26 protein-coding genes and 1 pseudogene are annotated in these 26595 nt (G+C 67.4%); 18 read left to right on the top strand and 9 right to left on the bottom strand.

Going from position 1 to position 26595, the window contains the following annotated elements; all coding sequences use genetic code 11:
• Positions 1–107: 107 nt before the first annotated feature.
• Positions 108–2303 (bottom strand): RNA polymerase recycling motor ATPase HelR, encoded by a 2196-nt coding sequence (gene helR / locus LTT66_RS29430; protein WP_233061829.1) that lies wholly within the window; start codon positions 2301–2303, stop codon positions 108–110.
• A 275-nt stretch (positions 2304–2578) separates the two neighbouring features.
• Positions 2579–3349 carry an AraC family transcriptional regulator gene (locus tag LTT66_RS29425; RefSeq protein WP_233061828.1) on the bottom strand — a complete coding sequence of 257 codons (771 nt, stop codon included), beginning with the start codon at positions 3347–3349 and terminating at the stop codon, positions 2579–2581.
• Positions 3350–3426: 77 nt separating this feature from the next.
• Between LTT66_RS29425 and LTT66_RS29420 the strand changes: the two genes are divergently transcribed.
• Positions 3427–4407: an alpha/beta hydrolase gene (locus LTT66_RS29420; RefSeq protein WP_233061827.1), complete on the top strand. Its 981-nt coding sequence runs from the start codon at positions 3427–3429 to the stop codon at positions 4405–4407.
• A gap of 96 nt (positions 4408–4503) precedes the next feature.
• Here LTT66_RS29420 and LTT66_RS29415 read toward each other — a convergent pair whose 3' ends face one another.
• From LTT66_RS29415 to LTT66_RS29405, 3 genes are all read right to left on the bottom strand, one after another.
• Positions 4504–5322 carry a class II glutamine amidotransferase gene (locus LTT66_RS29415; protein ID WP_233061826.1) on the bottom strand — a complete coding sequence of 273 codons (819 nt, stop codon included), beginning with the start codon at positions 5320–5322 and terminating at the stop codon, positions 4504–4506.
• 196 nt (positions 5323–5518) lie between these two features.
• Positions 5519–5764, bottom strand: a complete 246-nt coding sequence (locus LTT66_RS29410; RefSeq protein ID WP_043698471.1) for a hypothetical protein — start codon at positions 5762–5764, stop codon at positions 5519–5521.
• A gap of 138 nt (positions 5765–5902) precedes the next feature.
• Positions 5903–6190, bottom strand: coding sequence for a hypothetical protein (locus tag LTT66_RS29405; protein WP_233061825.1), 288 nt, complete (start codon positions 6188–6190; stop codon positions 5903–5905).
• 100 nt (positions 6191–6290) lie between these two features.
• On the opposite strand from LTT66_RS29405, the gene LTT66_RS29400 reads away from it, so the two are divergent.
• The 7 genes from LTT66_RS29400 (at position 6291) to LTT66_RS29370 (ending at position 13311) form a co-directional block, all read left to right on the top strand.
• Positions 6291–7277: a LysR family transcriptional regulator gene (locus tag LTT66_RS29400; RefSeq protein WP_233061824.1), complete on the top strand. Its 987-nt coding sequence runs from the start codon at positions 6291–6293 to the stop codon at positions 7275–7277.
• A gap of 175 nt (positions 7278–7452) precedes the next feature.
• A complete protein-coding gene (locus LTT66_RS29395; protein ID WP_233061823.1) occupies positions 7453–8313 on the top strand; it encodes a TauD/TfdA dioxygenase family protein in 861 nt (286 codons plus the stop codon).
• Between the two features lie 139 nt (positions 8314–8452).
• On the top strand, positions 8453–9097 hold the full coding sequence (locus LTT66_RS29390; RefSeq protein ID WP_233069438.1) for an ABC transporter permease: 645 nt from the start codon (positions 8453–8455) through the stop codon (positions 9095–9097).
• Complete coding sequence (locus LTT66_RS29385) at positions 9094–10374, top strand: ABC transporter ATP-binding protein (protein ID WP_233061822.1); 1281 nt, start codon at positions 9094–9096, stop codon at positions 10372–10374. Before LTT66_RS29390 ends, LTT66_RS29385 begins: the two co-directional genes overlap by 4 nt.
• Positions 10371–11108 (top strand): ABC transporter permease, encoded by a 738-nt coding sequence (locus LTT66_RS29380; protein WP_233061821.1) that lies wholly within the window; start codon positions 10371–10373, stop codon positions 11106–11108. Before LTT66_RS29385 ends, LTT66_RS29380 begins: the two co-directional genes overlap by 4 nt.
• Positions 11105–12091 carry a glycine betaine ABC transporter substrate-binding protein gene (locus LTT66_RS29375; protein WP_233061820.1) on the top strand — a complete coding sequence of 329 codons (987 nt, stop codon included), beginning with the start codon at positions 11105–11107 and terminating at the stop codon, positions 12089–12091. The genes LTT66_RS29380 and LTT66_RS29375 overlap by 4 nt, the downstream gene beginning before the upstream one ends.
• A 446-nt stretch (positions 12092–12537) precedes the next feature.
• Positions 12538–13311: an MFS transporter gene (locus tag LTT66_RS29370; RefSeq protein ID WP_408638687.1), complete on the top strand. Its 774-nt coding sequence runs from the start codon at positions 12538–12540 to the stop codon at positions 13309–13311.
• On the opposite strand, the gene LTT66_RS29365 is transcribed toward LTT66_RS29370, so the two are convergent.
• Entirely contained in the window at positions 13301–13801 is a 501-nt protein-coding gene (locus tag LTT66_RS29365; RefSeq protein WP_233061819.1) for an ABC transporter substrate-binding protein, read from the bottom strand. The genes LTT66_RS29370 and LTT66_RS29365 overlap by 11 nt on opposite strands.
• 404 nt (positions 13802–14205) lie before the next feature.
• Between LTT66_RS29365 and LTT66_RS29360 the strand changes: the two genes are divergently transcribed.
• Positions 14206–14967, top strand: a complete 762-nt coding sequence (locus LTT66_RS29360; RefSeq protein ID WP_181721931.1) for an enoyl-CoA hydratase — start codon at positions 14206–14208, stop codon at positions 14965–14967.
• 265 nt (positions 14968–15232) lie between these two features.
• On the opposite strand, the gene LTT66_RS29355 is transcribed toward LTT66_RS29360, so the two are convergent.
• From LTT66_RS29355 to LTT66_RS29345, 3 genes are all read right to left on the bottom strand, one after another.
• Positions 15233–15790: a GNAT family N-acetyltransferase gene (locus LTT66_RS29355; RefSeq protein WP_233061818.1), complete on the bottom strand. Its 558-nt coding sequence runs from the start codon at positions 15788–15790 to the stop codon at positions 15233–15235.
• Between the two features lie 45 nt (positions 15791–15835).
• The gene (rox, locus tag LTT66_RS29350) at positions 15836–17263 is read right to left on the bottom strand and encodes a rifampin monooxygenase (protein ID WP_233061817.1); all 1428 of its coding nucleotides are present in this window, start codon (positions 17261–17263) and stop codon (positions 15836–15838) included.
• 414 nt (positions 17264–17677) lie between these two features.
• On the bottom strand, positions 17678–19447 hold the full coding sequence (locus LTT66_RS29345) for a DHA2 family efflux MFS transporter permease subunit (protein ID WP_233061816.1): 1770 nt from the start codon (positions 19445–19447) through the stop codon (positions 17678–17680).
• Positions 19448–19586: 139 nt separating this feature from the next.
• Between LTT66_RS29345 and LTT66_RS29340 the strand changes: the two genes are divergently transcribed.
• The 9 genes and pseudogenes from LTT66_RS29340 (at position 19587) to LTT66_RS29305 (ending at position 26283) form a co-directional block, all read left to right on the top strand.
• Positions 19587–20243 (top strand): TetR/AcrR family transcriptional regulator, encoded by a 657-nt coding sequence (locus LTT66_RS29340; protein WP_233061815.1) that lies wholly within the window; start codon positions 19587–19589, stop codon positions 20241–20243.
• Positions 20240–20386: a hypothetical protein gene (locus LTT66_RS29335; RefSeq protein ID WP_233061814.1), complete on the top strand. Its 147-nt coding sequence runs from the start codon at positions 20240–20242 to the stop codon at positions 20384–20386. The genes LTT66_RS29340 and LTT66_RS29335 overlap by 4 nt, the downstream gene beginning before the upstream one ends.
• Positions 20317–20820: pseudogene (locus tag LTT66_RS37510) on the top strand (LLM class flavin-dependent oxidoreductase); the annotation flags it as partial. The gene LTT66_RS29335 and the pseudogene LTT66_RS37510, both read left to right, overlap by 70 nt.
• Before the next feature lie 133 nt (positions 20821–20953).
• Complete coding sequence (locus LTT66_RS29330; protein WP_233061813.1) at positions 20954–21166, top strand: hypothetical protein; 213 nt, start codon at positions 20954–20956, stop codon at positions 21164–21166.
• Positions 21167–21280: 114 nt separating this feature from the next.
• Entirely contained in the window at positions 21281–21544 is a 264-nt protein-coding gene (locus LTT66_RS29325; RefSeq protein WP_233061812.1) for a hypothetical protein, read from the top strand.
• A gap of 107 nt (positions 21545–21651) precedes the next feature.
• Entirely contained in the window at positions 21652–22659 is a 1008-nt protein-coding gene (locus tag LTT66_RS29320) for an Acg family FMN-binding oxidoreductase (protein WP_233061811.1), read from the top strand.
• 214 nt (positions 22660–22873) lie between these two features.
• Positions 22874–23524, top strand: coding sequence for a DUF2267 domain-containing protein (locus LTT66_RS29315; RefSeq protein WP_233061810.1), 651 nt, complete (start codon positions 22874–22876; stop codon positions 23522–23524).
• 187 nt (positions 23525–23711) lie between these two features.
• Positions 23712–24365 carry a response regulator gene (locus LTT66_RS29310; protein ID WP_233061809.1) on the top strand — a complete coding sequence of 218 codons (654 nt, stop codon included), beginning with the start codon at positions 23712–23714 and terminating at the stop codon, positions 24363–24365.
• A gap of 199 nt (positions 24366–24564) precedes the next feature.
• Complete coding sequence (locus LTT66_RS29305) at positions 24565–26283, top strand: sensor histidine kinase (RefSeq protein WP_233061808.1); 1719 nt, start codon at positions 24565–24567, stop codon at positions 26281–26283.
• The last annotated feature ends 312 nt before the right edge of the window (positions 26284–26595 follow it).

Below are 26595 nucleotides of genomic sequence, written 5' to 3'. Positions count from 1 at the left end.
GCGCGGACACGGACGTGGCCCACGGGGGTCGCATCGCCCCCGTGGGCTGCTCCGTAGGTGTGGCGAGCCGGGTAACGGCTACGACGCCGCGTCCGCGAATCGTTACGCTAACCGTTGCTTGCCGGTCCGGCGGGCGCCGGGGCTTCGGCGAGGCCGGTCAGCGCCTGTGGCAACGGGTCCCGGTGCAGGACGCCGAGGCGTTGGGTGGCGCGGGTGAGAGCGACGTAGAGCTCGGCCGCGCCGCGCGGGCCCTCGGCGAGGATCCGTTCCGGCTCCACGACCAGCACGGCGTCGTACTCCAACCCCTTCGTTTCCGACGCCGCCACCGCCCCCGGCACATCCGGTGGCCCGATCACGATGCTCGTGCCTTCGCGATCGGCTTCGCCGCGTACGAATTCTTCGATGGCAGTGGGCAGTTCGTCCGCGGTTACCCGCCTGCACCACGGCTGGACGCCGCACGCGCGAACCGACTCCGGTGGCTGGACTCCGGGTGCGAATTCGGCGAGCAGCGCGGCGGCGACAGTCATGATCTCCGACGGCGTGCGGTAATTCACCGACAGCGACCGGTAGGCCCAGCGGCCGGGCACATATGGCTCCAGCATCGCGCCCCAGGAGGTCGCTCCGGCGACCGACCGGCGCTGCGCGAGATCGCCGACCACCGTGAAGGAACGGCCCGGGCAGCGCCGCATCAGCACCCGCCAGTCCATTTCGGACAGTTCCTGGGCCTCGTCGACCACGACGTGCCGGTAGGTCCAGTCCCGGTCCGCGGCGGCGCGTTCGGCGAGTTCACGGCTGTCGCGCTCGAGGAAGCGATCCGCCAGGTCCTCGGCGTACAGCAGGTCCTGGGCGAACAGGTGGTCTTCGTCGTCCATCATGTCGGCACGGTCGACGAGGATGTCCAGTACCCCGGCCGCGTACTCGGCCTCGGCCTGCTGTTGCCGCTCGGCCGCGCGGTCGGCCGGTTTGTCGCGGCCGAGCAGGTCGACCAGTTCGTCGAGCAGCGGCACGTCCGACACGGTCCAGGCGGCGCCGTCGGCGCGAAACAACGTGCGGTCGGCGCCCGCGGCTCGCAACCGTTCCGGGGACGTGTAGAGCTGTGCCAATAATGCTTCCGGCGTCAGTATCGGCCACAGTTCGTCGAGCGCGCCGGTGAACCGGTCGTTGTCCGCGAGTTCCGCGCGCAGGTCCGCGCGTAGGTTCTCCCATGCCTCGCGGTCGTCCCGGGTCAGCCAGCCCCTGCCGATGCGGGCTATCGCCCGTTCGGTGAGCACCCACGTGACGATCTCACCGAACACGGCGCGGGCTTCGTTGTGCGGCAGTCCGCTCGCACGCGCCTCCTCCCTGGCCCACTCCGCGGTCTCGGCGTCGATCCGCACCGTGACGTCCGTCAGTTCGATCGGCAGCGGATGCTCCGGCAGCCGCTGCCGATCGGCGACGGCCGCCGCGAGCACGTCCAGGATCTTCAGCGAGCCCTTGAGCCGCGCGGCGTCGGGAGTGTCGTCAGCGGTGACGCGCAGACCGGGCATCAGATCGCCGGTGGTCGTGAACACGACGTTCGTCTCGCCCAGCGACGGAAGAACGCGGCCGATGTGGTTCAGGAACGCGGGGTTGGGCCCTACCACGAGCACCCCGTGGCGTTCCATCCGCTCCCGCTGGGTGTAGAGCAAGTACGCCACGCGGTGCAGAGCCACCACGGTCTTCCCGGTGCCCGGACCGCCCTCGATCACCAGCACCCCTGGATGGTCGAGCCGGATGATCTCGTCCTGTTCGGACTGGATCGTCGCCACGATGTCGCGCATCCCCGTACCGCGCGGCGCGTTGACCGCCGCGAGCAGGGCCGCGTCTCCTCGCTCGCCACCACCCGGACGGCCGAGGACCTCGTCGGTGAAATCGACCACGTGACGCCCTCGGGTGTGGAACTGGCGGCGCCGGCGCATGTTCTCCGGGCTGGCGGCGGTGGCGACATAGAACGCGCGCGCCGCGGGCGCTCGCCAATCCAGTAGCAGCGGTTCGTACTCGTTCTCCTCGTCGAACAGTCCGATGCGGCCGATGTAGGAATGTTCGCCCGAAAGGGTGTCCAACCGGCCGAAACACAGTCCGTTGTCGGCCACGTCGAGCCGCTTCACCTGTTTTGCCAGCGCACGCACCTCGACGTCCCGATCCACGAGCGTCCCGCCGTTTCCCCGCAGCGCCGCACCGTACCTGCCCTTCACTTGCGCGCGCTCGGCGTCGAGTCGCGCGTAGAGCGCGGTCACGTAGCTTCGCTCGGACCGCAATTCATCTTCGTACTCTGGCGTTGACATATGCCCCCTACTTTCGTGGCTCGACATCCAGGTGGTTCACGCGAACACGGGCGGCCGTTTTCAGCATCGACCAGCGATTTTGCGGCACGACCCTGGTCTTGCCGCAAGCCCCCGGGTGCGCTATATGTTGAGAGTGGAAGGAGTCGGAAGCTCCTTCCCTTTGTTCGCTGTGACGGTCGTTCTCCACGCATAGCCCTCAGCGCTGGGCGGTGCTCACCGAACCCGAGAGCATCATTTCCCGACGGTCCGCGATGATCGGATTATCAAGGCGCAGGCTAGGTTCCGAAATCGAAGCGGACACCGGAGCGCAGCAGTGCGGTGGCGGACAGTCCGAACATGTGGTGGAAGGTTTCGCTGAAGTGGGACGGGGTGGCGAAACCGGCGTCGGTGGCGGAGCGTGTGAGGTCGAGGCCTGCCGCGGCGTCCCGCAACGTGTGGATGACGCGGGTCCACCGCTGATAGCCTCGGAATGTGGTGCCGGACCGCTGGGCGAACAAGCGGAGGAAATGGGTGGTGGACAGACCGAGGTCCGCGGCGATCGCCTCGGCACGGAAGGTGTGATTCGGGTCCCGGCGGATAGCGGCGGTAACCCACTCGATCCGCGGATCGGCGACCGACGCGGGACCAGCCGTGGCCCGAGCGAAGATCCGGTCCGGATGCACGTCGGCTCCAGCGCACAGCTCGACGAGCTCGGCTTCCCGTCGGTGGGCCAGACCGTAGGGACCGGTGGTAGCGGTCATCTCTTCCGCGATGCCCGTGGCGGGCGTGCCCGCGGGATCCACGAACAGCAGCAGGATCCATCGCGCGGGGGCGACGACGCGATGCGCCGCGCGGGCGGGAGCGAACGAGCTGCCGGTGCGTATCTCCCCGTGCGCGGCGGTCTCCAGGACGAAGGGCCCCTCCAGGCCGACGCTGAGCACCGCGACCGAGACGGAATGCAGATCGACGCCGAGTTCCGGGCCGATGTAGCCGACATGCCCCGGCCGCAGCCATACCGTCGGCGACTTCGCCGGACCGCATATTTCCGAAAGCGCACCCACGGTCACAGCTGCCAGAGTATCGCTGGGCTATCGGGAACACGGTGGCCGACGACGATGATCACGAACCGCCCGGAGGGCACATCATGCGAGGCAGAGTTCCACCGCGAGTCCGAATCCTGACCGCACTCACGACCGAGCCGGACTGGGATTCGATCACCCCGGACCAAGTCATCGAATTGCGCGCGGCGCAGGACCGCAAGCGCCGGTCCGCGCTGGGCAGGCTCGTCACCGGCAAGCCCGACCGGGGCGCACAGATCACCACCTCGGTACTCGAGCTGCCGGGGCGCCGGTTGAAACTCCGCGTGTACCAGCCCGCGCGGGGAGGTTCGCGGCTGCCGCTTGTCGTCGCATTCCACGGGGGCGGATTCATCGGCGGCGTACCGGATCAGGACGACTGGCTCCTCGGTCACCTCGCGGCGAACTGCCCGGCCGTGGTCATCTCGGTGGACTATCGGCTGGCACCCGAGCACCGAGTTCCCGCACCTGTCGAGGACGCCTACGACGCTGTGCCGCGCCTCGTCGAGCAGGCCGCCGTATGGGGAGCCGATCCCACTCGGCTGGCCCTGCTCGGTGCCAGCGCGGGAGCCACCCTCGCGGCTCTCACCGCGATCAGGGCTGGTGAACTCGGGCTGCCGCTGCGCGCCCAGGTACTGATCAATCCGCAGCTCGACTGGACTCCCCGGGTCTTCGAGTACCCCTCGTTCACCGAGAACGCGGACAGCCCGACCGCCACGCCGCCCAATTGCCGTGCCGTGCAACGCATCGCGCTGCCCGAATCCTTCGACGCCCGGGTGATTTCACCGTTGTCGAGCGACAATCTCGCGGGACTCGCTCCGGCCCTCATCCAAGCCGCAGGGCTGGACCCGCTGGAAGACCAGGCCCCGGCCTACGCCGACCGACTGCGACAGGCGGGAGTCGAGGTGACGTTCACCCGCTACCCGGAAGCGGTGCACGCCTTCCTGAGCATGCCGGGACTGGTCCCTGCTGCTCGGCCCGCGCGCGCCGAGATCCTCGCCCACCTGCGCAGCCACTTGCTGGAGCGCTCGGGCATGCCGGCGCGGTAGGGACCGCTGCGCCACGGCCGCCCTACGCCGATTCTGGGAGATGGCCACGGCACCGAAGCGGGTGACGCCGATCATCCGTGCCGGCCCGAGGGTAGTTCAAGGCGAGATCGGCTGGAACGGGCGAGTTTCCTCGTGACCGGTACGGACGACGCCTGCCGAGGCTTCCGGGACTTCGTTCCACGCCCCCGGCAGGTCGCGCAGCGGCTCGGAAACGACGAGTCGCGCGTCCGCACTCAGCTGGCGCAGCGATTTCACTTCCGGGTGCAGGGCCCGCACCTTCGCAACATCGTTGGAATAGAACAGCGACCGTGTGAGGTGTTCACTGGAGTACCTGAAGAACCACATGGACTCGCCGTCGGTCGTCGCGACGGTCATCTGCACCGGGGCTACGACGCCGTGTGCGCGGCCGACCTCCTCGACGAAGCCGACCGCACGAGCGACCGCGCCGAACGGGTCGTCGACGAGTCCGAAGGTCAGCGCCAGGAAGAAGAGCGTTTCGGAATCCGTCGAACCCTCGATGTCGGTGAACAGGGCCGGGTCGACCGCCGTCATCAGGTCGCGCTTGGTCCTGCGGAAATCGCGCAGCGCTCCGTTGTGCATCCACAACCAGTGCCCGTGCCGGAACGGGTGACAGTTGCTGCGCTGCACCTCCGTGCCGGTCGAGGCGCGCACATGCGCGAAGAACAGCGATGTGCGCACCTGAGCGGCGATCTCCCGCAGGTTGCGGTCGTTCCATGCCGGTTCGACGTTCTTGAAAACCGCCGGGCGCGGGCCTTCGCCGTACCAGCCGATGCCGAAGCCGTCACCGTTCGTCGTCGTCGCACCGAGGCGGGAGTGCAAGCTCTGATCGATCAGGGAATGCACCGGCCGGAACAAGAGGTCCTCGGCCAGGATCTGCTCACCCGAATAAGCCATCCACCTGCACATATATCGATTGAAGCAGACCGGCCGGCGGTCGGCCGGCAGCGCCACGCACCGCGCCGCCGCGTAAGCGGCCCGGTACCGGGCCGCTTACGTGATGCGAGCGTGGTAGTGCGCCACGGCCATTCCGGTTCTGCTCGGTTGCCGCACGTGATGGCGCCACCATACCGGTGCGGCTGGAACCATCCCGTCAGGAGGAAGACCGGCCGGAAGCGGCAAGCGCGGAGCTCGGCGGCCGCTTCCGGCGGTAGGGCAGTACGAACATGTAGAGGCCGGTGCCCATGAGCAAGAACAGCGGGGGCAGCGGCAGATAGAACACCCAGATCGCGGATTCCGTGAGCCCCAACGCGGCGGCGACGAAGCAGACGACGACGGTCGCCGTGAAGATGACGGACATCCAGCGGTGCAGCTGCCGGTACCAGTTGTTGCGGTTCATTGCGCTCTCCTCTTCTGCGCACGATCGGCCGGCGACGACAGCCCAGCGGCGGTCGGCACCGATTTCGTGCGGTGGTTTTCCAGGTGAATCCGCGCGAGGCGCGGATGGGGTGACAACCGGACGGTTCCGGCGGGCGGGCTACCGCTCGTCGAGTACCTTGCCGTCCAGTACGGAGTGGTATGTGGTCAGTGTCGCGGTCGCCTCGACCAGCGGGAAGTTCTGCACCAGCGTTGTTCCTCGCATCGCCTCGGCCGACTCCCAGCGCCAGATGTCGAGGTAGGACCCGTCGTCCTGCCGAATCAAGGTGGCCGCGGTGAAAGCCGCGTTCGCCGCCCGGATGCTCCGGATCAACCGGGTGCGCTGCTCCAGCAGCTGCGCCAGTTTGCCGGTCACGACGACGTATCGGTGCGTTCGTACGACTGCCATGGCCGTGCCCTCTCGTCTCGGATCCTGGTGTGCACCGTTCTCTCCCGCCGTGTTGCTTCTGCTATGACTCATAGCCTTCCGCCGAGATGCCTCGCGAACAATGAGCAATCGCGAAACGTCAGTTGCGCCGGGGGTTAACGATGAGGACTATGACGAGGTGGAGTTACGCGAGATCGAGATTTTCCTGACCCTTGCCGAGGAGTTGCACTTCGGACGTACCGCTGAGCGGCTGCACATCTCCACACCCCGCGTGAGTCAGACGATCGCCAGGCAGGAACGGCGGATCGGTGCGCCCCTGTTCGAGCGAACAAGTCGCAAAGTGACCTTGACCCCGCTGGGCGAGCAGCTTCGAGACGACCTCCAGGCGGGTTATCGCCGGATCCTGGAGGGCATGGAGTCGGCCGCGAACATCGCGCGTGGCGGACCGGACACGTTGACGCTGGGCGTGCTGGGGCCCATGTGGCAGGACTTGGCTCCCCTGACGGCGCTGTTCAGGAGCCGATGTCCGCATGTCGAATTGCGCATGCGCGAGATCCGGATCGACGACCCCTTCGGGCTGATCCGCAATGGTGACGTCGACGTGGCCCTGGTGGCTCTGCCCGTGCGGGAACCGGACCTGCGGGTGGGGCCCGAAGCGTTCACCGAGCCCATCGTGCTGGTGGTCGGGCGCACGCACGAATTGGCCGGTCGCGCATCGGTCTCCTTGGCGGACTTGGCCGAGTACCAGGTCCTTCCCTCCGGGCTGCCGATCCCGGAGTACTGGGAAGAGTCGTTCTCGCCGGTGGCTGCGGGTCCGCGGGATTCGGGCGCTCCCGCGCCCACGCGGGAGGAGGTCCTGTGGGCCGTGACATCCGGAGACGCGGTGGCCTTCGCGTGCGGGCAGGCGATCAAGTACTACGACCGCGGCGACGCCGTGTACCTCCCGATCGATGAGGGGCCGACGCTGAGCTGGGGCCTCGTGCACCGTGCCGAGCCGGTCAGCCGCTGGGTCGCGGAATTCGCGCGTATCGCCACCGAACTCGGTCCGATCGACCTGACCCTCGACCTCGATCCCGCCACGCTGCACCGCCTTCGCTCGGTGAGCTAGCGCGTCGCGCGTCTTCGTCGAGCCCGTACGTCCCGTACGGCACCGCCGATCGTGATCGAGCGGTCGATCGGCGCGCAATCGCCTGTTTCGATCTGCGTGACCGTAATGCTGGCCGGGCCGTGCCACGGGTGGTTTCCTCTGACTCGTTCGTCAGGTTCGAGCGAAAGGCCCTGGTATGTCCGCCGATCAGATAGCTGACTCCGCGACCTCCGTGCGAGTGGTCAAGCTCGGTACCCACCTCGGCGCGCAGATCGACTGGGTCCGGCTCGGTGGTGACCTGGACACGGCGACCGTCGCCACCATTCGCGCCGCGCTCGATGAGCACAAGGTGATCTTCTTTCGCGGACAGCACCATTTGACGGAGGACGGCCAGTACGAGTTCGCGCAATTGCTCGGGCAGCCGACCACCCCGCACCCGACCATCACCTCGGCCGGTGTGAAGAGTCTGGCCATCGATTCCCGCCACGGGCGCTCCAACACGTGGCATACCGACGTCACCTTCGTCGATCGCGTCCCGAAGGCATCGATCCTGCGCGCGGTGTCGCTGCCCAGCTACGGCGGTTCGACAACCTGGGCTTCGACTGTCGCCGCGTACAACTCGCTCCCGGAGCCGCTGAAACGGCTGGCCGAGAGTCTGCGTGCGCGGCACATCAACCGGTACGACTATGCCGCCACCATCGAGGACACCCCGGACGAGAACGCCAGGGCCTACCGTCGCGAATTCGAGTCCACCTATTTCGAGACCGAGCATCCCGTGGTGGAAGTCCACCCGGAGACCGGTGAGCGCGCCCTGCTGCTTGGGTGTTTCGTAAAGGAGATCGTCGGCCTGCCCAGCCACGAGTCGCATGCGCTGTTCCGGCTGTTCCAGGACCGGGTGACCCGCCTGGAGCGACATGCTCGACCGCGGATTCGTCCGAATCACGCAAACCGTATGCCTTCGATTCGGACCGATCGCATCGAACTCATCGTGAGTGAAGATATGGATGAGTACGCGACGCATTGTTCCCCTCCCGGTACCGGTCGGAAACGGCCGTGATTTCGGCAGGCGGGTGAATCACACGCCGCGCGCCCTGCGGAACCGAAAGAGCAGCATAGATTACTCTATTACGGCTCGCGCGTCCGATGACTACGCGCGGACCGGTACCGACTGGTCTTCGGCCGACGATGGGAATCCCGTGAATTTGTGGAGTTACATCCAGGGACGGGGGGAGGTTCTGGCGTTCCTCACCTATCAGCATGCCTCCCTGGCGTTTCAGACAGTCTTCGTCGGAACTGTCGTCGCCGTCGTCATCGCGGTGGCGGTTTATCGTCTCCCGCTGTTGTCCGCGCTTTCCCTGACCTCGAGCCGAGTGGCGCTGACGATTCCTTCGCTGGCACTGCTGGCGATTCTGCTGGTCCCGTTCGGGCTCGGGGTGGTCCCGTCGTTCGTCATGTTGGCGTTCTTCGCGGCGTTGCCGGTGATCGGCAACGCGATCGTGGGTTTGCGTTCGGTACCGGCCTCGGTCGTCGAATCCGCGCAAGGCATCGGCTTTTCGCGATGGCGCATCCTGCTGACCGTCGAATTGCCGATCGCCTGGCCGGTGATCCTCACCGGCATCAGAGTGTCCACGCAGATGATCGTCGGCGTCGCCGCAATTGTCGCCTATGTGCTGGGACCGGGCCTCGGATCACTGATCTTCAACGGCCTCTCCCGGCTCGGTGGCGCGAACGCTCTCGAGATGGCTCTGACGGGCACCATCCTCATCGTCATCATCGCGCTGGTGTTCGACGCGCTCCTCGTCCTGCTCGGACGCCTCACGATCGCAAAGGGACTTTCATGACCGACGATGTGACCAGTCAGCCCGCCCCGGCGACCGCCGAGCGCAACGTGACCGGGGCGTCCATCGAGCTGGACTCGGTCGTCAAGCGCTACAAGGGTCAGCAGAAGCCCGCGGTCGAACGCCTGGACCTGGAGATCGAGGCGGGCGACATCGTCGCGTTCGTCGGCCCGTCCGGCTGCGGCAAGACGACCACCCTCAAGATGATCAACCGGCTGATCGAACCGACCGAAGGCAGAATCCTCATCGGCGGTCGCGACGTCACCAGGGAGGACCCCGACAAGCTGCGGCAGTCGATCGGGTATGTCATCCAGTCCGGTGGCCTGTTCCCCCACTGGTCGGTCGCCAAGAACGTCGGCGCCATCCCGCGGGTGCTCGGGTGGGACAAGAAGCGGATCGCCGAACGCACCGAGTACCTGCTCGATCTGGTCGGTCTCGACCCCGGCACCTTCGCCGACCGGCTGCCGAAGGACATGTCCGGTGGGCAGCAGCAGCGGGTCGGGGTCGCACGCGCGCTCGCGGCGGACCCGCCGGTCCTGCTCATGGACGAGCCCTTCGGCGCGGTCGATCCGATCACCCGGGTCCGCTTGCAGGACAGCCTGATCGCGATCCAGCAGGAACTCGGCAAGACCATCGTGATAGTCACGCACGACTTCGAGGAAGCCACCAAGCTGGGCGACAAGGTGCTCATCCTGTCCCAGGGAGGTCACGTCGAGCAGTACGCACACCCGGAGGAGATCCTCACCGACCCGGCGACGCCGTTCGTGGAGGAGTTCGTCGGGTCCGGCGCGAAGCTGGCGTATCTGACCGTGTCGCGCGTGCGCGACGTGGCCTACGACGAGGTGATCACCGCTCGGGTCGGCGAGTCGGCGCAGGGTGTGATCGAACGCGCGAAGGCTGCCGGACACACCTGGGTCGTCGTCGTCGACGAGGCCGGACGGCCGCGGTCGTGGCCCTCCCTCGCGGAGTTGGCGACCAAACCGGAGATCTCCGACTATCTCGATCGGCGGTTGCCGGTCGTCGCGCGTTCCTCGACTCTCAACGACGCGCTCGACGCCATGCTCGCCACCAGCCAAGGGGCCGCACTCGTCACCGACGGGCGCGGAGCGGTCATCGGCTCGCTGGGCATCGGTTCGGTCACCGAGGTGATCCGGACCAAACTCGCCGAGGGCCGCGCCGACGAGGACCTGTCGTACGAGACGTACATCGACGGAACCGATCCGGCGCCCACGCCGGTGGTCGCCGCCGACGACGAACCCGGATCGGCCGAGCCGTCATGAGTCGTCTGCGCCGCGTCCCGATCGACGTGTGGTTCGAGCCGATCATCATCCTCGTCATCGGGATCGGATACGTCATCTGGCATCGGTCGACCACGTTCACCCCGACCGAGAAGGCGTCCCTCGGCTGGGACAACCTGCGGACCACGATCCTCGCGCACATCGAGCTGACGGTGGTGGCCACGGTGATCGTGGTCGTCGTCGCGATCCCGCTGGGCATCGCGTTGACCCGCCCCGGGTTGCGGCGGCTCGAGCCGATCGCCGTCAATGTCGCCAATATCGGCCAGGCCGCGCCCGCGGTGGGCCTGCTCGTCTTGTTCACCTTCTGGTTGGGCACCGGATTCCGCACGGCGATCGTCGGTCTCGTCGTGTACGCGATCCTGCCGATCCTGCAGAACACGATCATCGGGCTCCGGCAGGTCGATCAGCGCACGATCGAGGCGTCGCGGGGCATCGGCTATTCGGGCGCGCGAACGCTGTTCCAGGTCGAGCTACCGCTCGCGGTGCCGGTGATCCTCAACGGTGTGCGTACCGCGCTGGTCATCCTGGTCGGTACCGCGACGCTGAGCACGTTCATCGGCGCGACCAGCCTCGGCACGCTGATCACGACCGGCGTCACACTCTTCCTGCCCAAGCTGCTCATCTCCGGCGCCGTCCTGGTCGGACTCCTGGCGTTGACCATCGACTGGCTCGGCCGACTCGTCGAACTGGCCGCGACCCCACGAGGTATCGCATGAGATCGCCACGAGCCCGGCTGCTCATCCTGATGTCCGCGCTCGCCGCGACTGTGTCGATGCTCGCCGGGTGCGGACTGGTGAGCTCGTCCGGAACGTTCCACGACGCCCGTCTGCCGGACGGTGCGCGGCCGCTGGACGGTGCGAAGCTGGTCGTCACCTCGAAGAGCTTCACCGAGGGCGTACTGCTGGGCAAGATCACCGCGACCTATCTGGGCGCGGCGGGCGCCGACGTCACCGACCTCACCGGCGCGCCGGGTTCCGCGTCGTCTCGCCAAGCCCAGCTCAACGGGGACGCCGACGTGCTCTGGGAGTACACCGGCACCGGTTGGGTGAACTACCACAACCAGACCGAGACGATCTCGGACCCGCAGCAGCTCTGGCAGCGTGTGCACGACATCGAGAAGCGTGACCACGATCTGGAGTGGCTACCGCCGGCCAACTTCAACGACACGTACGCCTTCGGCACATCGACGCCGAACGCCGAGCGACTGAAGGTTCGGTCCCTCTCCGACGTGGCCGCGCTCCCGGTACCCGACCGTACGTTCTGCGTCGACGACGAATTCTTCAGTCGCTCGGACGGTTTCATTCCGATGCTGCAGAAGTACGGGATCCCGTACAACGCTCCGAACGGGGTGCCGTCCGGCAACGTCACGCGGATGGACGCAGGCGTCGTCTACACGGCGACGGAGAAGGGCGCCCCGTGCAACTTCGGCATGATCTACACCACCGACGGACGGGTCAAGAACCTGAATCTGGTCGTCCTCGACGATGACCAGAAGTTCTTCCTCCCCTACAGCGGCACGGCCGTAGTCCGTGGCGCCGTCATCGACCGCTACCCGCAGTTGCGGACCCTGCTCGGAACGATCTCCGAGCGCCTCACCGACGAGCTGATGCAGGATCTGAACGGTCGTGTCGACATCGACGGAGAGGATCCCGCCGATGTCGCCTACGAATGGCTGAAGAGCGAAAAGCTCATCGAGTAGGCGGTGACGAGCAGTCCCTCCACTCCGGAACCTACCCGGTTCCGTCGCTCGATCGCCGCCGATCCGCACCAGCGGACGGATTTGCCCGGGTGACCGTGGTTCTCGCCGCCGATTCAGCGAGAAGCGTTGCACGACAGCGCCGGTGCGGGCCACCGAATTCGAATCACCGCGATCTGCACGGTACGTAAACGATCGGTGGATCCGTACAGTGATGCGAAATGGTCCCATCATCCGATCTGCGAGGCTGTGAAATTCTTGCTGACGTCCACTTCCGATCGCGGTCCGATGAATTCACCGCATAGTCCACTGCGTGACACGGTTTCTCCCGTGAATACCCGGACAGTCGCATGACCGCTTATCGGCAAGACGAAATTTCCGCCGAACTCACTTCGCTGCGACCGCTGTTGTTCACTGTCTACCTACCAGCGGCAGCGTATGGAATCGGCATGGGAGCCGCGGCGCCCGTCATGGCGCTGGATCCACAGACCTCGGCGTCGGCGGCACCGCAACCACCACAGTCCCTGATCGGAGTGGCACGCGCCCATCGCACACTCTTGCTGACGCTGGGCACCGGGTCATTGCTCATGGGCGCCGCGCGGTCGTCACGCGAGGCCGTTCTGCCACTATGGGCCGATCACCTCGGCGTCGAGGCCGCGACCGCCAGTCTGATCTTCGGGATCGGGGCGGGCCTGGATGTGCTGTGCGCCTACCCCGCGGGCCATCTGATGGACCGTTACGGCAGGCGATTCATCGCGGTGCCGTCGCTGGTCATCCTGACCGTCGCCTATCTTGCTGTGCCACTGACCGATTCGGTACTCACGCTCAGTATCGCGGCGATCGTCATGGGGATCGGCAACGGAATCGGCAACGGAATCGGCAACGGCGTCATCATGACCATCGGCGCCGACATCGCGCCCGCGACCAGCCGCGCCGAGTTCCTCGCCGCGTGGCGGCTCACCCACGACGGCGGCTTCTTCGTCGGACCGCTGGCGATCAGTGGATTGGCGGCTATCGGTCCGCTGGCGGTCGCGGTCCTCACCATCGGAGGGGTGTCGGCGCTCGGCGCCGGAGTGATGGCTCGCTACATCCCGGTGTACATCCCTTGGCCGAGCGGATCGACCGCGTCGAAGAACGCTGACCAGCCGAGCCTGCGCCCGGCCCGAACGGATCGGGAGCCGCGGCACCGCGGCGCCCGATCCGCTTCACGCACTATTTCGTAGCCTGCGTGTTGTACTTGTTGGTGTAGAACTTCGACGGTTCGAACGCACCGGTGATGGTGATCGCGCCGGTGTCGCGCAACCAATCCTCCCAGCGCAGGAAATCGGTGTCGACGATCACGCCGTTGGTAGCAGGCACCCCGACCGACAGCCAGTACTTCACCGACGAAGCGTCCTCACCCGACCGCTCGCGCTTCTCGATGAACTCGGTGAACTTCGCGATGACCTGCTCCCGCGGAGTCGTCTTCTGCCATTCGATCGCTTTGGCAGCCCCGTCGACGAATGCCCGGACGCTATCGGGGTTCTCGGCGATGAAGTCGTTCCGGAAGACGTATTGACCGCCGTTGAACGGACCGAACTGCTCGTAATCGGTGAATACCGCGCGGAGTCCGCCGTTCGCGATCGCACGCTTCTGGAACTGCCCGCTCGAGGCGGCGACGTCGATCTGCCCGCGCCGCAGGGCGTCCTCGGTGTTCGGCGGGGGCAAGACCACCAGCTGAACCGACTTGATCTGTTGATCGCAGTGCAGCGATCGTTGAGCACGCGCTATTTCGCGTCCATGGTTGTCTTCATCCAGATTCGAAAACGACGGCGTACAGCTCCGGAAACCGGCATCCGGCATCCGGCAGAATGACTGCGCCATACCGCGCAGATATGAATCCTTTGATTCAGCGCGAAGCAAACGGTGGACGCGGCGGCGCTTCCCGAATACAGTTACCTTTCGCACATGCCCGTTTGCCGATCATCGATTTCCGCCTGTTCGTTCCCATCCCGCGGTCGCCGAACGCTGCTCGAGCGACGTTTTGCGGACGCCGAGTGACGGTGCGGATCCGCAGGCGCGGACGTGACCACGGTCCCCGTGTGTCGCCGGTCGTTCCCGGCGCCTACGATCCGGTCATGGCGGAGATCAGCAGTGAGCGGCGGGACAAGGTCGCGGTGATCACCGTGCACGACCCGGATCGGCGGAACGCGTTGACACCGGCGCTGTCCGAACAATTGGCCGCCGCGGTGGCCGAGGCCGAGGCCGATACCGGCGTGCACGCGGTGATCGTCACCGGAACCCCGCCCGCGTTCTGCGCGGGCGCCGATCTCAGCGCACTCGGCGAGGCGCGCGAGCAGGGCCTGCGGGTGATCTACGACGGATTCCTCGCGGTCGCGCGCTGCGCACTGCCGACCATCGCCGCGGTCGGCGGCGCCGCCGTCGGCGCGGGACTCAATCTGGCGCTGGCCGCCGACGTCCGGATCGCCGGGCGCCGCGCCCGGTTCGACGCGCGGTTCCTGCGGCTCGGCATCCATCCCGGCGGCGGGATGACCTGGATGCTGCAGCGCGCCGTCGGGCCGCAACGAGCCGCCGCGATGACTTTGTTCGGCGAGATCCTCGACGCCGACACCGCCCTCGCCGCCGGGTTGGCGCACCGGGTGGTCGACGGTGATCACGACGCACTGCTCGCCGCCGCGCTCGACTTCGCCGCGGGCGCCGCCGAAGCGCCGCGCGATCTGCTGATCACCACGAAGCGCACCATGCGCCACACCGCGAACCTCGACGCCCACACCGACGCCGTGGACGCCGAGATCGTGCCCCAGGTGGCGTCCCTCGAATCCCCGGAATTCGCCGCGCGGCTGGCGGCGAAGAAAGCCGAGATCACTCGATCCAGCTGACCTCGAGCACACCGCCATCCGCCATCACGGCTTCCGCCGCCTGAGCGGCACCGACTCCGACCAGCCCACTGCGCGAAACCGAAGAAGAGGTATGCGCGAGGTCTCGAACGGAGTCGGCAACGAACCCACGAGGCACACGAGGCACACGAGATCCTCTGGCGACCGCGGCTGTTCGTACACCGACAGGCGTTCCGAACGCGCAGGTGAGCGGAATTCGGAGTCGGTGCGTCGTAGTTCGCGGTGCGGCAACGGTTGTCGCCCGCTGTCAGTTCGTGCCGTCGACAGCGGCGTAGAGCAGCGAGTCGCGCCATGCTCCGCGGACGAACAGGTGGCTGCGCATCCTGCCCTCGAGAGTCGATCCGACCTTTTCCAGTACCCGAGCGGAGGCGTGATTGTCTGGATGGCATGTCGCGCTGATGCGCCGAAGCCGCAGTCGGTCGAAGCCGAACCGTAGCAGCAGCATGCCGGCTTCGGTGGCGTAGCCCTGTGACCAGAAATCGCGGTGGAACACGAAGCCGAACTCACCTCGCCGGTGTTGGGTGCTGGTGACGCCTATCGCTGCCGAACCGATGAGCTGCCCGGAGCGGGTATGGATCACCGCGAGGGTGAAGGTAGCCCGCTGTGGGTCGGCGGCTTCCGCAGTGGCGTCCGCGAGAAAGGCGCGGGTGTCGTCGACGCTGTTCGGTCCCCAGTCGGTGAAACGGGTGACCGCGGGATCTCCTGCGAAGGCGTGCACCGCCTCCTCATCCGTGGCGGCGAAATCACGTAGGACCAGCCGGTCACTGATCAGTGGTATGTCGTTCTGTTCTCCCTGGGTGCTCATGTCAAAGCGATTCTTTCACGGGCCGGGCTCGGTGAAGTCGTCTGCTCAGCGGACGGAGGCGCCGAACCACTTCGGCAAGGCGCTGAGCAGATCCTGTTGGTCTTCACCGACCCACGCCACATGGCCGTCCGGTCGCAGCAGCAGCGCGGGCACCTCCAGTTCCTCGCCGACGTCGACGACGTGGTCGACCCGGTCTGCCCAGCCCTGCACCGACAGCAGGCCGGTGCGGTCGAGCAGCAACCCGCGGCCGTCGTGCATCAGCTCGTAGAGGCGCCCCCGCTTCAGCTCCACGTCCCGCATCCGACGGCCGAGCATTTCGTGCCCCTCGCCGAAGTCGTAGTGGACCTCGATCGCGGTGATGAGCCCGGTGACGTATCGGTTCACCTCCTCGAAGTCCATCAGCTTCGAGAACAGCTCCCGCAGCGCCGTCGCACCGGAATCGGTTCCCATCAGCGTGATCTGCGCGCGGGTGTTCTCCAGTACGCGGGCGCCCACCGGGTGTCTTTCGGCGTGGTAGCTGTCCAGCAACCCTTCCGGCGCCCAGCCGTTGACCTCGGCGGCCAGTTTCCAGCCGAGGTTGAACGCGTCCTGGATGCCGAGGTTGAGCCCCTGCCCGCCGGTCGGAGGGTGGATGTGCGCCGCGTCGCCGGCCAGCAGCACCCGGCCGACCCGATAACGCTCGGCCTGCCGGGTGGCGTCGCCGAAACGGGACAGCCAGCGCGGTGAATGCGCCCCGAAGTCGGTGCCGGCGACCGCCCGCAGCTGCTGCCTGAACTCCTCGAGGGTCGGTGCGGTCGCACGGTCCTCGGCTACCCCGTCGGCGGGCACGCCAACGCGGTACGTCCCGTCTCCGAGGGGCTGGGCGCCGAACCGCTTCTGGGTCTTGTAGACCTCCGCGACGGTCGCAGCGACCTTCGCCTGGTCCTCGGTCAGTTCCATGACCCCCAGCAGCGTCTCGACCGTGGCGGGTTCACCAGGGAAGCCGACGCCGAGCAGTCTGCGCACCGTGCTGCGACCGCCGTCGCATCCGACGAGGTAGCGCGAGCGCAGGCGCGTGCCGTCCGCCGACTCGACGGTCACCCCGTCGTCGTCCTGGGTCAACCCGACCAGTTCGCAGCCGCGCCGGATCTGGGTGCCGAGTTCCAGGGCATGCTCGTTGAGCAGCCGTTCGGTGACCGGTTGCGGAATGGCGAGCCCGTACGGGTGCGCCGTATCCATCCGGTCCGGCCACGGCTTGATGATGCCGCCGAAGAGACCGCCGACCCGGAACTTCTTACTCACCGCGAGGAATCGGTCCAGCAGGCCGCGCTGGTCCATCATCTCGACACTGCGCGCGTGCAGGCCTTGTCCGCGGGACTCCTCGGTCGGCTCGGTCAACTTCTCCAGCACGCGCGTGCGCACGCCGTGCAGCCGTAACTCGCAGGCCAGCATCAAACCGGTCGGTCCGCCGCCGGCGACGATCACATCAATCATGAAACCCCTTACAAATCGGGCGGTGCTCGGCGTGCGTCCGGTGCCGCGCACACCCGCCGTCGCGCCCCGTGTGCCCGCACCGGACGGCGAGTGCCACCGGCGGTTCGACGTCCCGCCAGACCCATGCGCCCTTCGCGCATCCTCGATTTCCGCAGGATCTGGCTTCGGCTGGAGATTGTGCAGCACTACCGGGGCCTTGCCGCAAGGCCCGGGGTGCGCTATATGTTGAAAGTGGCAAGGAGTGAGCAACCTCCTTGCCTTTGCTTTTCGGCCGCTCTGGTGCTTTTGTCCGCTCTGAACGAACAACCTCCTCGCGAAGCCGCACCAGCGCTGGGCAATATTCGCCGAACCGCGTGCACGAAAGCGAGCATGCCAGCGGCGGCACCGGATGCTCGGGATGCCTACCGGCGACGGTCACCGACGCCGAGAGCGGCGCAGCGCTCGAGGCGACGCCGGGCCGAGCGGCGGTGCATACCTGGAACGCCCATCGGTCACGGTGTCGAGCTGACTGATCTGGTGCGCCGACTCGGTACCCGGCAAGTACCGCAGGAGTGATCGAGTAAGGCAGGTGTCGCGAATCAGGCGATCTTGTTCCGGAGTGGTCGCCCAGGTGATTTCTTGCCGTTGCCGTGGTAGGCGCCCTTCGGGCCGAGCTGGAGTTCGCGTAGGAGTTCGTGGCCGTGGTACACGCGGACGATTCCGTTGTGTTCGGACGTGTGCACGGTCTCCCCGACGAGCTGGGCGCCGACCTGGATTTTGCGCTTGCGGTAGCTGATCGCGCCGTGGGAATTGACGCGAAGAGCGCGCGGGCGCGCCGCGTCGTCGATCTCGGCGACCGATGAGATCTCCCGTGACCCGCTGCGAAGGACGACGTCGAGTTGCCGAACCCCGTCGGGCATCGCGTATTCCGGCTGCGCACCGACCAGGCCGTGGCGGCATGCCGATCGACGCGCCGAGCTGGTTGAGCATGTACAGCACGGAACTGCCCTGCGGGACCAGTTCCGGTGGCAGTGTCCGGTAGACCGATCCGATCGTCGGCGCGCCCCCCGATCCCGTGCCGATCCCGAAGGTGAACGCGGCCAGCGCCGTCCACCACACGTTGGTGTGCGCGTCGAACTGGGTGAACCAGAGGGCGCTCAGCAGCGCCACGACCGCGCCGGTCAGTGCGAGACGGCGGGAGCCGAGTTGGTCGGAGAGCCGGCCCGCCAACGGCATCGCGATCGCCGATCCGAGGCCGAAGGGCGCAAGCAGCAGACCGGCCTCCCAGGCGTCGAACCCCCGAACCTGTTGGTAGTACAGCGGAATCGCGAGAATACCGGCGAAACTGAGCAGGCCGAGCAGGGCCGCCGCGAGCACGCTGGCGCTGAAGTTGAGGCGGGTGAACAATCGCACATCGATCAGCGGCGGCGTCGCCCGCTGGCGCAGCGCGTGCGCGGTGTAAGCGGCCAGCAGCACGATCGCGACAGCCAGCGGAAGCAGCACGTGCCAGGTCGTGAAGACACCACGCTGGCCGACCTCCGACAACGCGAGCACGCCGACGGCGACTCCCGGGCCGATCAGCGCGACGCCGATCACGTCGAGCCGGGTGCGGGTGGCCCGGGGTGGGTCGACGGGCAGGATCCGCAGTGACAGCACGAACGAGGCGATCGCGATCGGCACGTTGATCAGGAACATCCAGCGCCAGTCGAAGCTGCTCAGGATGAGACCACCGACGATCGGGCCGAGAATCGGACCGGTCGAACCGACGATGCCCATCACTCCCATCACGCGGCCCATCCGATTCGGGCCCGCGGCGCGCGCCAGCAACGTGAGCATCAGCGGGTCGAGGATGCCCGCTCCGATGCCCTGGATCACTCGGAACACGATCAGGCTGTCGATGGACCAGGCCAGTCCGGAGCCGATCGAGCCGACCAGGAACACCACGAGCCCGGTGAGCCAGAGTTTGCGGCCGCCGAAGCGGTCGACGGCCCAGGCGCCGACCGGAATGGTGAGCGTCAGCGCCAGCAGGTAGCCGGTGGACACCCAGCCGACGGTGGCGAGGGAGGTGTCGAACCTGGCGGCCAGGGTGTCCACCGCGACCGCGGCCATCGAGCCGTCGAGGATGCCCATGATCCCGCCGAGCAGGATCACGCCGATCATCCGCCGCAAGGCGGGATCGAGCCGGTCTTCCAGGGGTTGCGTCATAGGTGTCTCCCGTACTGGAATGCGTGTGCGGATTTAACTTGCTGGTTCAATTTAATGTCCGGCTTCGTAGTTATCGAGACGGTTCATGCAACTGAACCGGCAAGGAAGAACCGCGCCGGAGGTGAGCTACACTGCGGAAGTGGCAGCAGTGACATCGCCGACCGGGCAGACGCCCTCGCGCGGGCGGATCGACAAACGGCAGGCGATCCTGGACGCGGCGTTCGTCGTGTTCGCGCGCCGGGGTTACGCGCAGGCGTGTGTCCAAGAGATCGCGGAGGAAGCCGGCGTCGCCAAGCCGACCATCTACAACCACCTCAACGACAAGGAAACGCTGTTCCGGCACGCGCTGACGGCCGTCAGTGACGCGGTGCTGGCCGAGAACCTGTCCGTCGTGGAGCGGTTGCGCAACCCGGGCCCCGACCTGCGCGCCGCGCTGGAAGACCTGGCATACCGGCTGATCCGGGTCTGCTGCTCCGAGCGATCACGGTCGCTGCGGTGGCTGACCTACGGCCAGGTCGCCCAGTTCCCCGACCTGATCGACATCGTCGTGAGCCGCACGTCGGACCAACTGGCCGAAGCGCTGGCCGACCGGCTCGCGCGCCTGTCGCTGTCCGGCTGCCTGCGCGCCTGCGACCCGGCCATCGCCGCGGAACAGTTCCTCGTGTTGATCACCGGGCCGATGGAGGGCCGCTCGCGGCTCGGCACCCGCAAGGTCGCCACCGCCGAGATGCACGCGGTCGCCACGGCGGCGGTCGACACCTTCTTGCGCGCCTATGGAGATTCCGAAAACCGATGAGCCCGCGCCTGTTTCGTTTCGGCGTCGTCGCCATCTCCGCCGCCGGCGGGAAGGAATGGACGGCGACCGCCCAGTGGGCGGAAGATGCCGGTTTCTCGGCCCTGCTCGTGCCCGACCTACCGCCGCCGGACCCGCGCCGCTGACCCCCCTCGCGTTCGCCGCGGCGGCGACCACGAGGTTGGAAGTCGGTACCTGGGTGCCGGCCAACGATTTCCGCAACCCGGTGGTCGTCGCGCGAGAGGCCGCGACGCTGGATCTGCTCTCCGGCGGTCGTTTCCGGCTCGGGCTCGGCGCGGGCCCACCCGCCAATGGCTACGGCGACCTCGGAGTCACCGTCGAGTCCGGCGCGATCCGGGTCGAACGGCTCGCCGAATCGGTCCGGATCGTCAACGCGCTGTTCCGTGGCGAGCGGGTGCACCTCACCGGCACCCATTACGCGAGCGCCGGGGCCGAGCTGCTGCCTCCGCCACGGCGCAAAGTGCCGCTGCTGATCGCCGCGGGCGGCAGGCGGGCGACCGAACTCGCCGCGGCCGAAGCGGATACCGTCGCGTTCAGCACCTTCTCCCGGACGCAGCTCGCCCGTCAGCTCGAGTGGCTGGAGAACGCCGCGGGCGAACGGTTCCCGCGCCTCGAACTGGCTCTGCGCTTCAGTGCTCCGTCGAGCACCATCGGACCGCCGATGCCGGACGAAGAGCCCAACCTGCTCGCCGGTGCACCGGACGAGGTCGCCGATCAACTCCGCCGCATGGGGCGCGATCAACCTCGCGGCGGGCGCCGCGCTCCTGCGTGGACGGACTCGAACGGCGGGCGAGAACGTCGCGGCGGTCGCCGGTGGCGCGCTGATGGCGTTCGGTCTCGCCACTTACTTCGGCGGCCTGGGCCTGGGCTTGGGCCTGGACCTGGACCTGGACAAACGGGACTGAATCACCGCAAGCGGCGGCATGGACCGAGGGCACAGCGGCATCGGGACATTGGCCCTTCGCTTCCGGGTAGCAGTGCTCTCGCGTCGGCCCGCTCGGGCGGACAGGCTGTGTGCTGTGTCACCCCGTCTCTTCCCCCCGCGCCCGCCTGACAGCGCATCCGACCCGGATGCCGTGCCGCTGGCGGTCCCCGCAGTGGTGATCGCCTCGATCATGCTGGCCGGGGTGCTCGTGGCGGTCGTGGTGCTGCCCGCTTGGGCGCACGACTACGGTGCGGGGCTGGTGTACTCGGCTGCCGTGATCTACGTCGGTCTCGCGATCCGGCTGTTGTGGTGGGGCGTGACAGTCCTGCGCGATCGCGTGGCGGATCCCGAGGAATAGGAAGTCATGACAGCGGGCGCCGCCGGCAGACGGTGGATGACCAAGGACCCTGCGGTCCGGGCGGAATGCCCGTATCGCCCGGACCCCGCACCGCAAAGACTCGCAGTATGACCGCAAACGACGAAGCACCCGTCATTCCGGTACCCGGTCATCGAACGATCCTGGAGGCGCTGCGGCTGGCGACCCGGGCGCCTTCAGTGCACAACATCCAGCCATGGCGCTGGGTGTTCGACGGCGCCCGCCTGCACCTGTACACCGACGCCGACCGGCTGCTGCCCGCGACCGATCCGCACGGCCGCCAGCTGGTGATCAGCTGCGGAACCGTACTGCATCATCTGCGGACGGTCTTCGCCGACCAGGGCTGGCACACCGACACCCTGCGTGCGCCCGACCGGGAACGACCCGATCATCTGGCCGTGATCGAGTTCCGTCCCTGGGCAGACCCGCCGGAGGGAATCCATTCCCGAGCGCTGGCCATCGACCTGCGACGCACCGACCGGCTGCCCATGAGCGAGCCGGAAGGCTTCGCCGACATCCTCCCGCGGTTGCGGATGCTCACCTCGCCGCACGAGGTCGAACTCGACGCACTGGCCGACAGTGCCCGGCCCCGGCTGGCCGCGGCCTCGGAACAGGCCGGGGCTCTGCGCCGCGACGACCTGCTGTACCAGTCCGAATTACAGTGGTGGACAGGACATCCCGAGACACCCGAGGGCGTGCCGCCGTCCGGGCTGGTATCGGATGCGGAATTCGCCCAGGTCGACGTCGGCCGCGCATTCCCCTCGGCGCCGCATTCGATGCGACGCGCCCAGCTCGAGGACCGCGCCGCACTGGTCCTGCTCAGCACCGAAGGCGATTCGGTGACGCAGTGGCTGCACACCGGTGAGGCGTTGTCGGCCGTGCTGCTGGAGTGCACCGCCGCGGGCCTGGCGACCTGCGCGCTGACCCACATCACCGAGCTTCCGATCGGACGCGGACTGCTCGCCGGCTTGATCCCCCGCCCGGCAGCGCCGCAAGTGCTCATCCGCGTCGGCACCGCACCCGACGACGCGGGCATGGTCCCGCCGACTCCTCGGCGACCGGTCACGGAGGTCTTCACCGTCACCGGCTCCCGCTGACCCCGCGCCACCGGTACTGCCGCTCAGCGGCGGGGCTCGGCCGCGTCCGGGTGACCATGGTCCCGCCAGTGCGGGCACGAGTCCTCTCACCGGACCGGGCTCGAACGAGCAGTCTCTTCGGTATGGGACAGGAAATCCTCCGTATCGCGGTCGTGTGTACGACCGGATCCCACCGGCACGATCAGCCATGATTCATCCGTGAAAGGCACCTCCCATGAGCTACCACCGCGACCCCCTCGCACCGGCGGTACACACCGCGCACGAGTGGCTGCGCACCCTCGCCGACGGACTCGCCACCGAAGACCGGGCCTTCGCGCACCGCGCGCTGCGGGCCTGGCTGCACACCGTTCGTGACCGCATCGGTGTCAACGCGGCCGCGCACCTGAGCGCCCAGCTGCCCGAACTCCTGCGCGGGATCTTCTACGAGGGCTGGGTCCCCGCACGGGTCCCCGTCCCGCACGATGTGCCCTCGTACCTCGATCAATTCGCCCGGGAAGCGGGCGTATCCCGCGACGAGGCCTACGCGCTGGCGGGTGCCGTGACCGACGCGCTGGCCGACTTGTTCTCCCCCGGGCAACTCGACCACGTCTTCGCGTTACTGCCGGAAGACATGCGGGCCATCCTGCGCGGCACCGACCTGGCGGGCACCTTGCAGGAGACGGCGGTCACCCGGCCGGAATCGCGCTTCGACGAATTGGACAACCGGTTACGAGCGCTCACCGACGCGGTGACGGTGCTCGCCCGCAGTCTGGAGGAAACCGCCGGTGGGACGCCGCATGACACCGCGAGGGTTTCCGCCGCCCAGCAAGCCCATCGAATTCTGATCGCCGAAGGGCTCGCCCGCGCCGACACGCCCACTGGCTGATCCGTTTCAGGGGGTAGCCCGTTCTCGATCTCGATGCCGTCACACGCCGTGCGCTGGAGATGGAGCCACGCACGGTGGTCCTGTCGCGATGCCGGTAGATCCGACGAGAGGACTTTGGTCGGTACCGAGCGGCCTGCCTGTTGCGTAGTGTCGATCGCGCAACTGCTTCCCGGAATTGGACACCACCATGATCACGGTGTTTCTGGTCGACGACCATGAAATCGTCCGCCGCGGTCTCGTAGACCTGCTCTCCGACGACCCGGAGCTGTCCGTCGTCGGCGAGGCGGGCGACGTCGCCCAAGCCCTCGCCCGGATTCCGGCGCTGCGGCCGGACGTCGCCGTCCTGGACGTGCGCCTGCCCGACGGCAACGGCATCGAACTGTGCCGCGATCTGCTGTCCAAACTCGACGATCTGCGCTGCCTGATCCTCACGTCGTTCACCGACGAGCAGGCCATGCTGGACGCCATTCTCGCCGGAGCCAGCGGCTATGTGGTCAAGGACATCAAGGGCATGGAATTGGCGAAGGCGATCAAGGAGGTGGGCGCCGGGCGCTCCCTGCTCGACAACCGCGCCGCGGCCGCCCTCATGCAGCGGCTGCGCGCCAACACCGAGGACGGCCCCGTGGCCGCGCTCACCGAACAGGAACGCAGACTTCTCGACCTGCTCGGCGAAGGACTGACCAACCGGCAGATCGCCCAGCGCATGTTCCTGGCCGAGAAGACGGTGAAGAACTACGTCTCCCGGCTGCTGGCCAAACTCGGCCTCGAACGACGCACCCAAGCGGCCGTCTACGCCTCCAAACTCCGATCCCGGCCGTCCGACCCCAGCGCCGGCTTCTGATCATCGTCAGCCTTACCGGTCTCTGATAGCGGACTCTCGACAACCGCCCTTGCCGAATCCATCGTCCCGACGCGGCCTCGAGCACCGGCCGCCGTCGAATGCCAATCCGGACGTGCCGGACATTTATTTCGCGGCCCGTAGCATAGGCTTGCAGCATGGCCGCCTGCCCTGGACAGCTTGGGACTCGGGAGCAGTCGATATGACCGATGACACGTCAGCAGACATGTACTCGGTCCGCGATACGCTTTCGCAACTGCGGCTGCGTGAGTTGCTGGGCGAGGTCAAGGATCGCATCGAGCAGATCATCGACGCCCGCGACCGGATGGACGGCCTGATCGAGGCCATGCTGACCGTCACCTCCGGCCTGGACCTGGATCGCACTCTGCGCACGATCGTGCACACCACGATCTCCCTGGTCGACGCCCGCTATGGCGCGCTCGGGGTCCGTGGCCACGAGCAGCAACTGACCCAGTTCATCTACGAGGGCATCGATGAACCGACCCGCGAACTGATCGGAGATCTCCCCCAGGGCCACGGGGTGCTCGGCCTGCTGTTCGGCCAACCCACACCGATCCGGCTGGACAACCTCGCCGAGCATCCCTCCTCGGTCGGATTCCCCGCCCACCACCCGCCGATGCGCACCTTCCTCGGCGTGCCCGTCCGCATCCGCGACGAAGTCTTCGGCAACCTCTACCTCACCGAGAAAGCGGGCGGTCAGCCGTTCACCGAAGACGACGAGGTCATCGTGCGGGCCCTCGCCGCCGCGGCCGGTATCGCCATCGACAACGCCCACCTCTACGAATCCGCCCGCACCCGGCAGGCCTGGATCGAAGCCACCCGCGACATCACCACCGAATTCCTCGCCGGAACCGCGCCCGGGCAGGTCCTCACCCACCTGGTCGAGGCCACGCGCCGACTCACCGGTTCCGAGCGGACCCTTCTCGCGGTCGTACCGGACCCGGAGAGCCCGCCTGAGGAGATCACCGAACTGGTGATCACCCATACCGCGGGCGCCACGGACAACGAGCGGGTGGTCACGTTGTCCTTGGGCGACACCACGATCGGTCAGGCGTTCGGACTGCGTTCCCCCCGGCGCGTCGAGGACGCGCGCCGCGCCGACCTCGGCAAGATCTTCCCCGACACCGGACCCGCGCTGATATTGCCCATGCAGACGTCCGATTCCACCGTCGGCGTGCTGGTGGCGCTGCGTGCGGTGGAATCGGCTCCCTATACCGACGAGACCCTGGCATTGACCGCCGCGTTCACCGAGCAGGCGGCACTGGCGATGCAACTGGCCGACGCCCAGCAGCGCGTGCGGGAGCTGGACATCCTCTCCGACCGCGACCGCATCGCCCGCGATCTGCACGACCACGTCATCCAGCGACTGTTCGCCGTCGGACTGAGCCTGCAGGGAACCGTCCCGCGCACCCGCGTTCCCGAAGTACGCGAACGGATCACCGAAGCGATCAGCGATCTGCAAGACGTGGTGCAAGAGATCCGGACCTCGATCTTCGACCTGCACGGCGGCGACGGCCACAGCGCGCGGGTGCGCCAGCGCATCGAGGAAGCGATCCGGCAGCAGACCGCCACCAGCGGCATCCGTACCTCCGTGCGGATCGGCGGCCCCCTCTCGGTGATCGACCCGGAGCTGGCCGATCATGCCGAAGCCGTTGTGCGAGAAGCGGTCAGCAACACCGTGCGGCATTCCGGCGCGAAGTCGGTCTCGGTGGAGATCACCGTGGCCGACGACCTGACCATCGTCGTCGAGGACGACGGGTGCGGCATGCCCGGCGACATCACACCCAGCGGTCTGCGGAACCTCGCCCGCCGCGCCGAGGACGCGGCCGGGACTTTCACCATCACAACAGGTAACGGCAGCGCGGGAACCCGGCTGTGCTGGAAAGTACCGCTGCGCTGACCAGCGAGACGTTAGACGGACGACCTTGCAGAAGGCATTCTTCTCAGCTTCGGCCCTTGCGCCGTCGATGTGATGATCACGCGCGAGCGGAGTGCAACGCCTGCCTCGGAAGAGGCCCGATGACATCGTCAGCGTCGAACATCCAAGTGCAGACCGCTTGCTCCTCGAGCGACTGGGAGTAAGCCTCGGCGATTTCGGCGAGCTGCGGTTTCGCGGGTCCGCCGCGCTACGCCGGGTCTGGGGGAGAAACGATCGTTCGACCCAGACCCGAGCTGCGCGTGAGGTAGCGGTCAGGCCAGTTTCCAGCTACTT

It is taken from the genome of Nocardia gipuzkoensis, assembly GCF_021183645.1.
GTDB classification, from domain to species: domain Bacteria; phylum Actinomycetota; class Actinomycetes; order Mycobacteriales; family Mycobacteriaceae; genus Nocardia; species Nocardia abscessus.
This window is presented reverse-complemented; position numbering and strand designations above follow the sequence as displayed.

Coding starts and splice junctions, on each gene's coding strand:
- helR (WP_233061829.1), bottom strand. CDS start 2,303: ATGTCAACGCCAGAGTACGAAGATGAATTGCGGTCCGAGCGAAGCTAC.
- LTT66_RS29420 (WP_233061827.1), top strand. CDS start 3,427: ATGCGAGGCAGAGTTCCACCGCGAGTCCGAATCCTGACCGCACTCACG.
- LTT66_RS29415 (WP_233061826.1), bottom strand. CDS start 5,322: ATGGCTTATTCGGGTGAGCAGATCCTGGCCGAGGACCTCTTGTTCCGG.
- LTT66_RS29410 (WP_043698471.1), bottom strand. CDS start 5,764: ATGAACCGCAACAACTGGTACCGGCAGCTGCACCGCTGGATGTCCGTC.
- LTT66_RS29405 (WP_233061825.1), bottom strand. CDS start 6,190: ATGGCAGTCGTACGAACGCACCGATACGTCGTCGTGACCGGCAAACTG.
- LTT66_RS29400 (WP_233061824.1), top strand. CDS start 6,291: ATGAGCAATCGCGAAACGTCAGTTGCGCCGGGGGTTAACGATGAGGAC.
- LTT66_RS29395 (WP_233061823.1), top strand. CDS start 7,453: ATGTCCGCCGATCAGATAGCTGACTCCGCGACCTCCGTGCGAGTGGTC.
- LTT66_RS29385 (WP_233061822.1), top strand. CDS start 9,094: ATGACCGACGATGTGACCAGTCAGCCCGCCCCGGCGACCGCCGAGCGC.
- LTT66_RS29380 (WP_233061821.1), top strand. CDS start 10,371: ATGAGTCGTCTGCGCCGCGTCCCGATCGACGTGTGGTTCGAGCCGATC.
- LTT66_RS29375 (WP_233061820.1), top strand. CDS start 11,105: ATGAGATCGCCACGAGCCCGGCTGCTCATCCTGATGTCCGCGCTCGCC.
- LTT66_RS29370 (WP_408638687.1), top strand. CDS start 12,538: ATGGGAGCCGCGGCGCCCGTCATGGCGCTGGATCCACAGACCTCGGCG.
- LTT66_RS29360 (WP_181721931.1), top strand. CDS start 14,206: ATGGCGGAGATCAGCAGTGAGCGGCGGGACAAGGTCGCGGTGATCACC.
- LTT66_RS29355 (WP_233061818.1), bottom strand. CDS start 15,790: ATGAGCACCCAGGGAGAACAGAACGACATACCACTGATCAGTGACCGG.
- rox (WP_233061817.1), bottom strand. CDS start 17,263: ATGATTGATGTGATCGTCGCCGGCGGCGGACCGACCGGTTTGATGCTG.
- LTT66_RS29345 (WP_233061816.1), bottom strand. CDS start 19,447: ATGACGCAACCCCTGGAAGACCGGCTCGATCCCGCCTTGCGGCGGATG.
- LTT66_RS29335 (WP_233061814.1), top strand. CDS start 20,240: ATGAGCCCGCGCCTGTTTCGTTTCGGCGTCGTCGCCATCTCCGCCGCC.
- LTT66_RS29320 (WP_233061811.1), top strand. CDS start 21,652: ATGACCGCAAACGACGAAGCACCCGTCATTCCGGTACCCGGTCATCGA.
- LTT66_RS29315 (WP_233061810.1), top strand. CDS start 22,874: ATGAGCTACCACCGCGACCCCCTCGCACCGGCGGTACACACCGCGCAC.
- LTT66_RS29310 (WP_233061809.1), top strand. CDS start 23,712: ATGATCACGGTGTTTCTGGTCGACGACCATGAAATCGTCCGCCGCGGT.
- LTT66_RS29305 (WP_233061808.1), top strand. CDS start 24,565: ATGACCGATGACACGTCAGCAGACATGTACTCGGTCCGCGATACGCTT.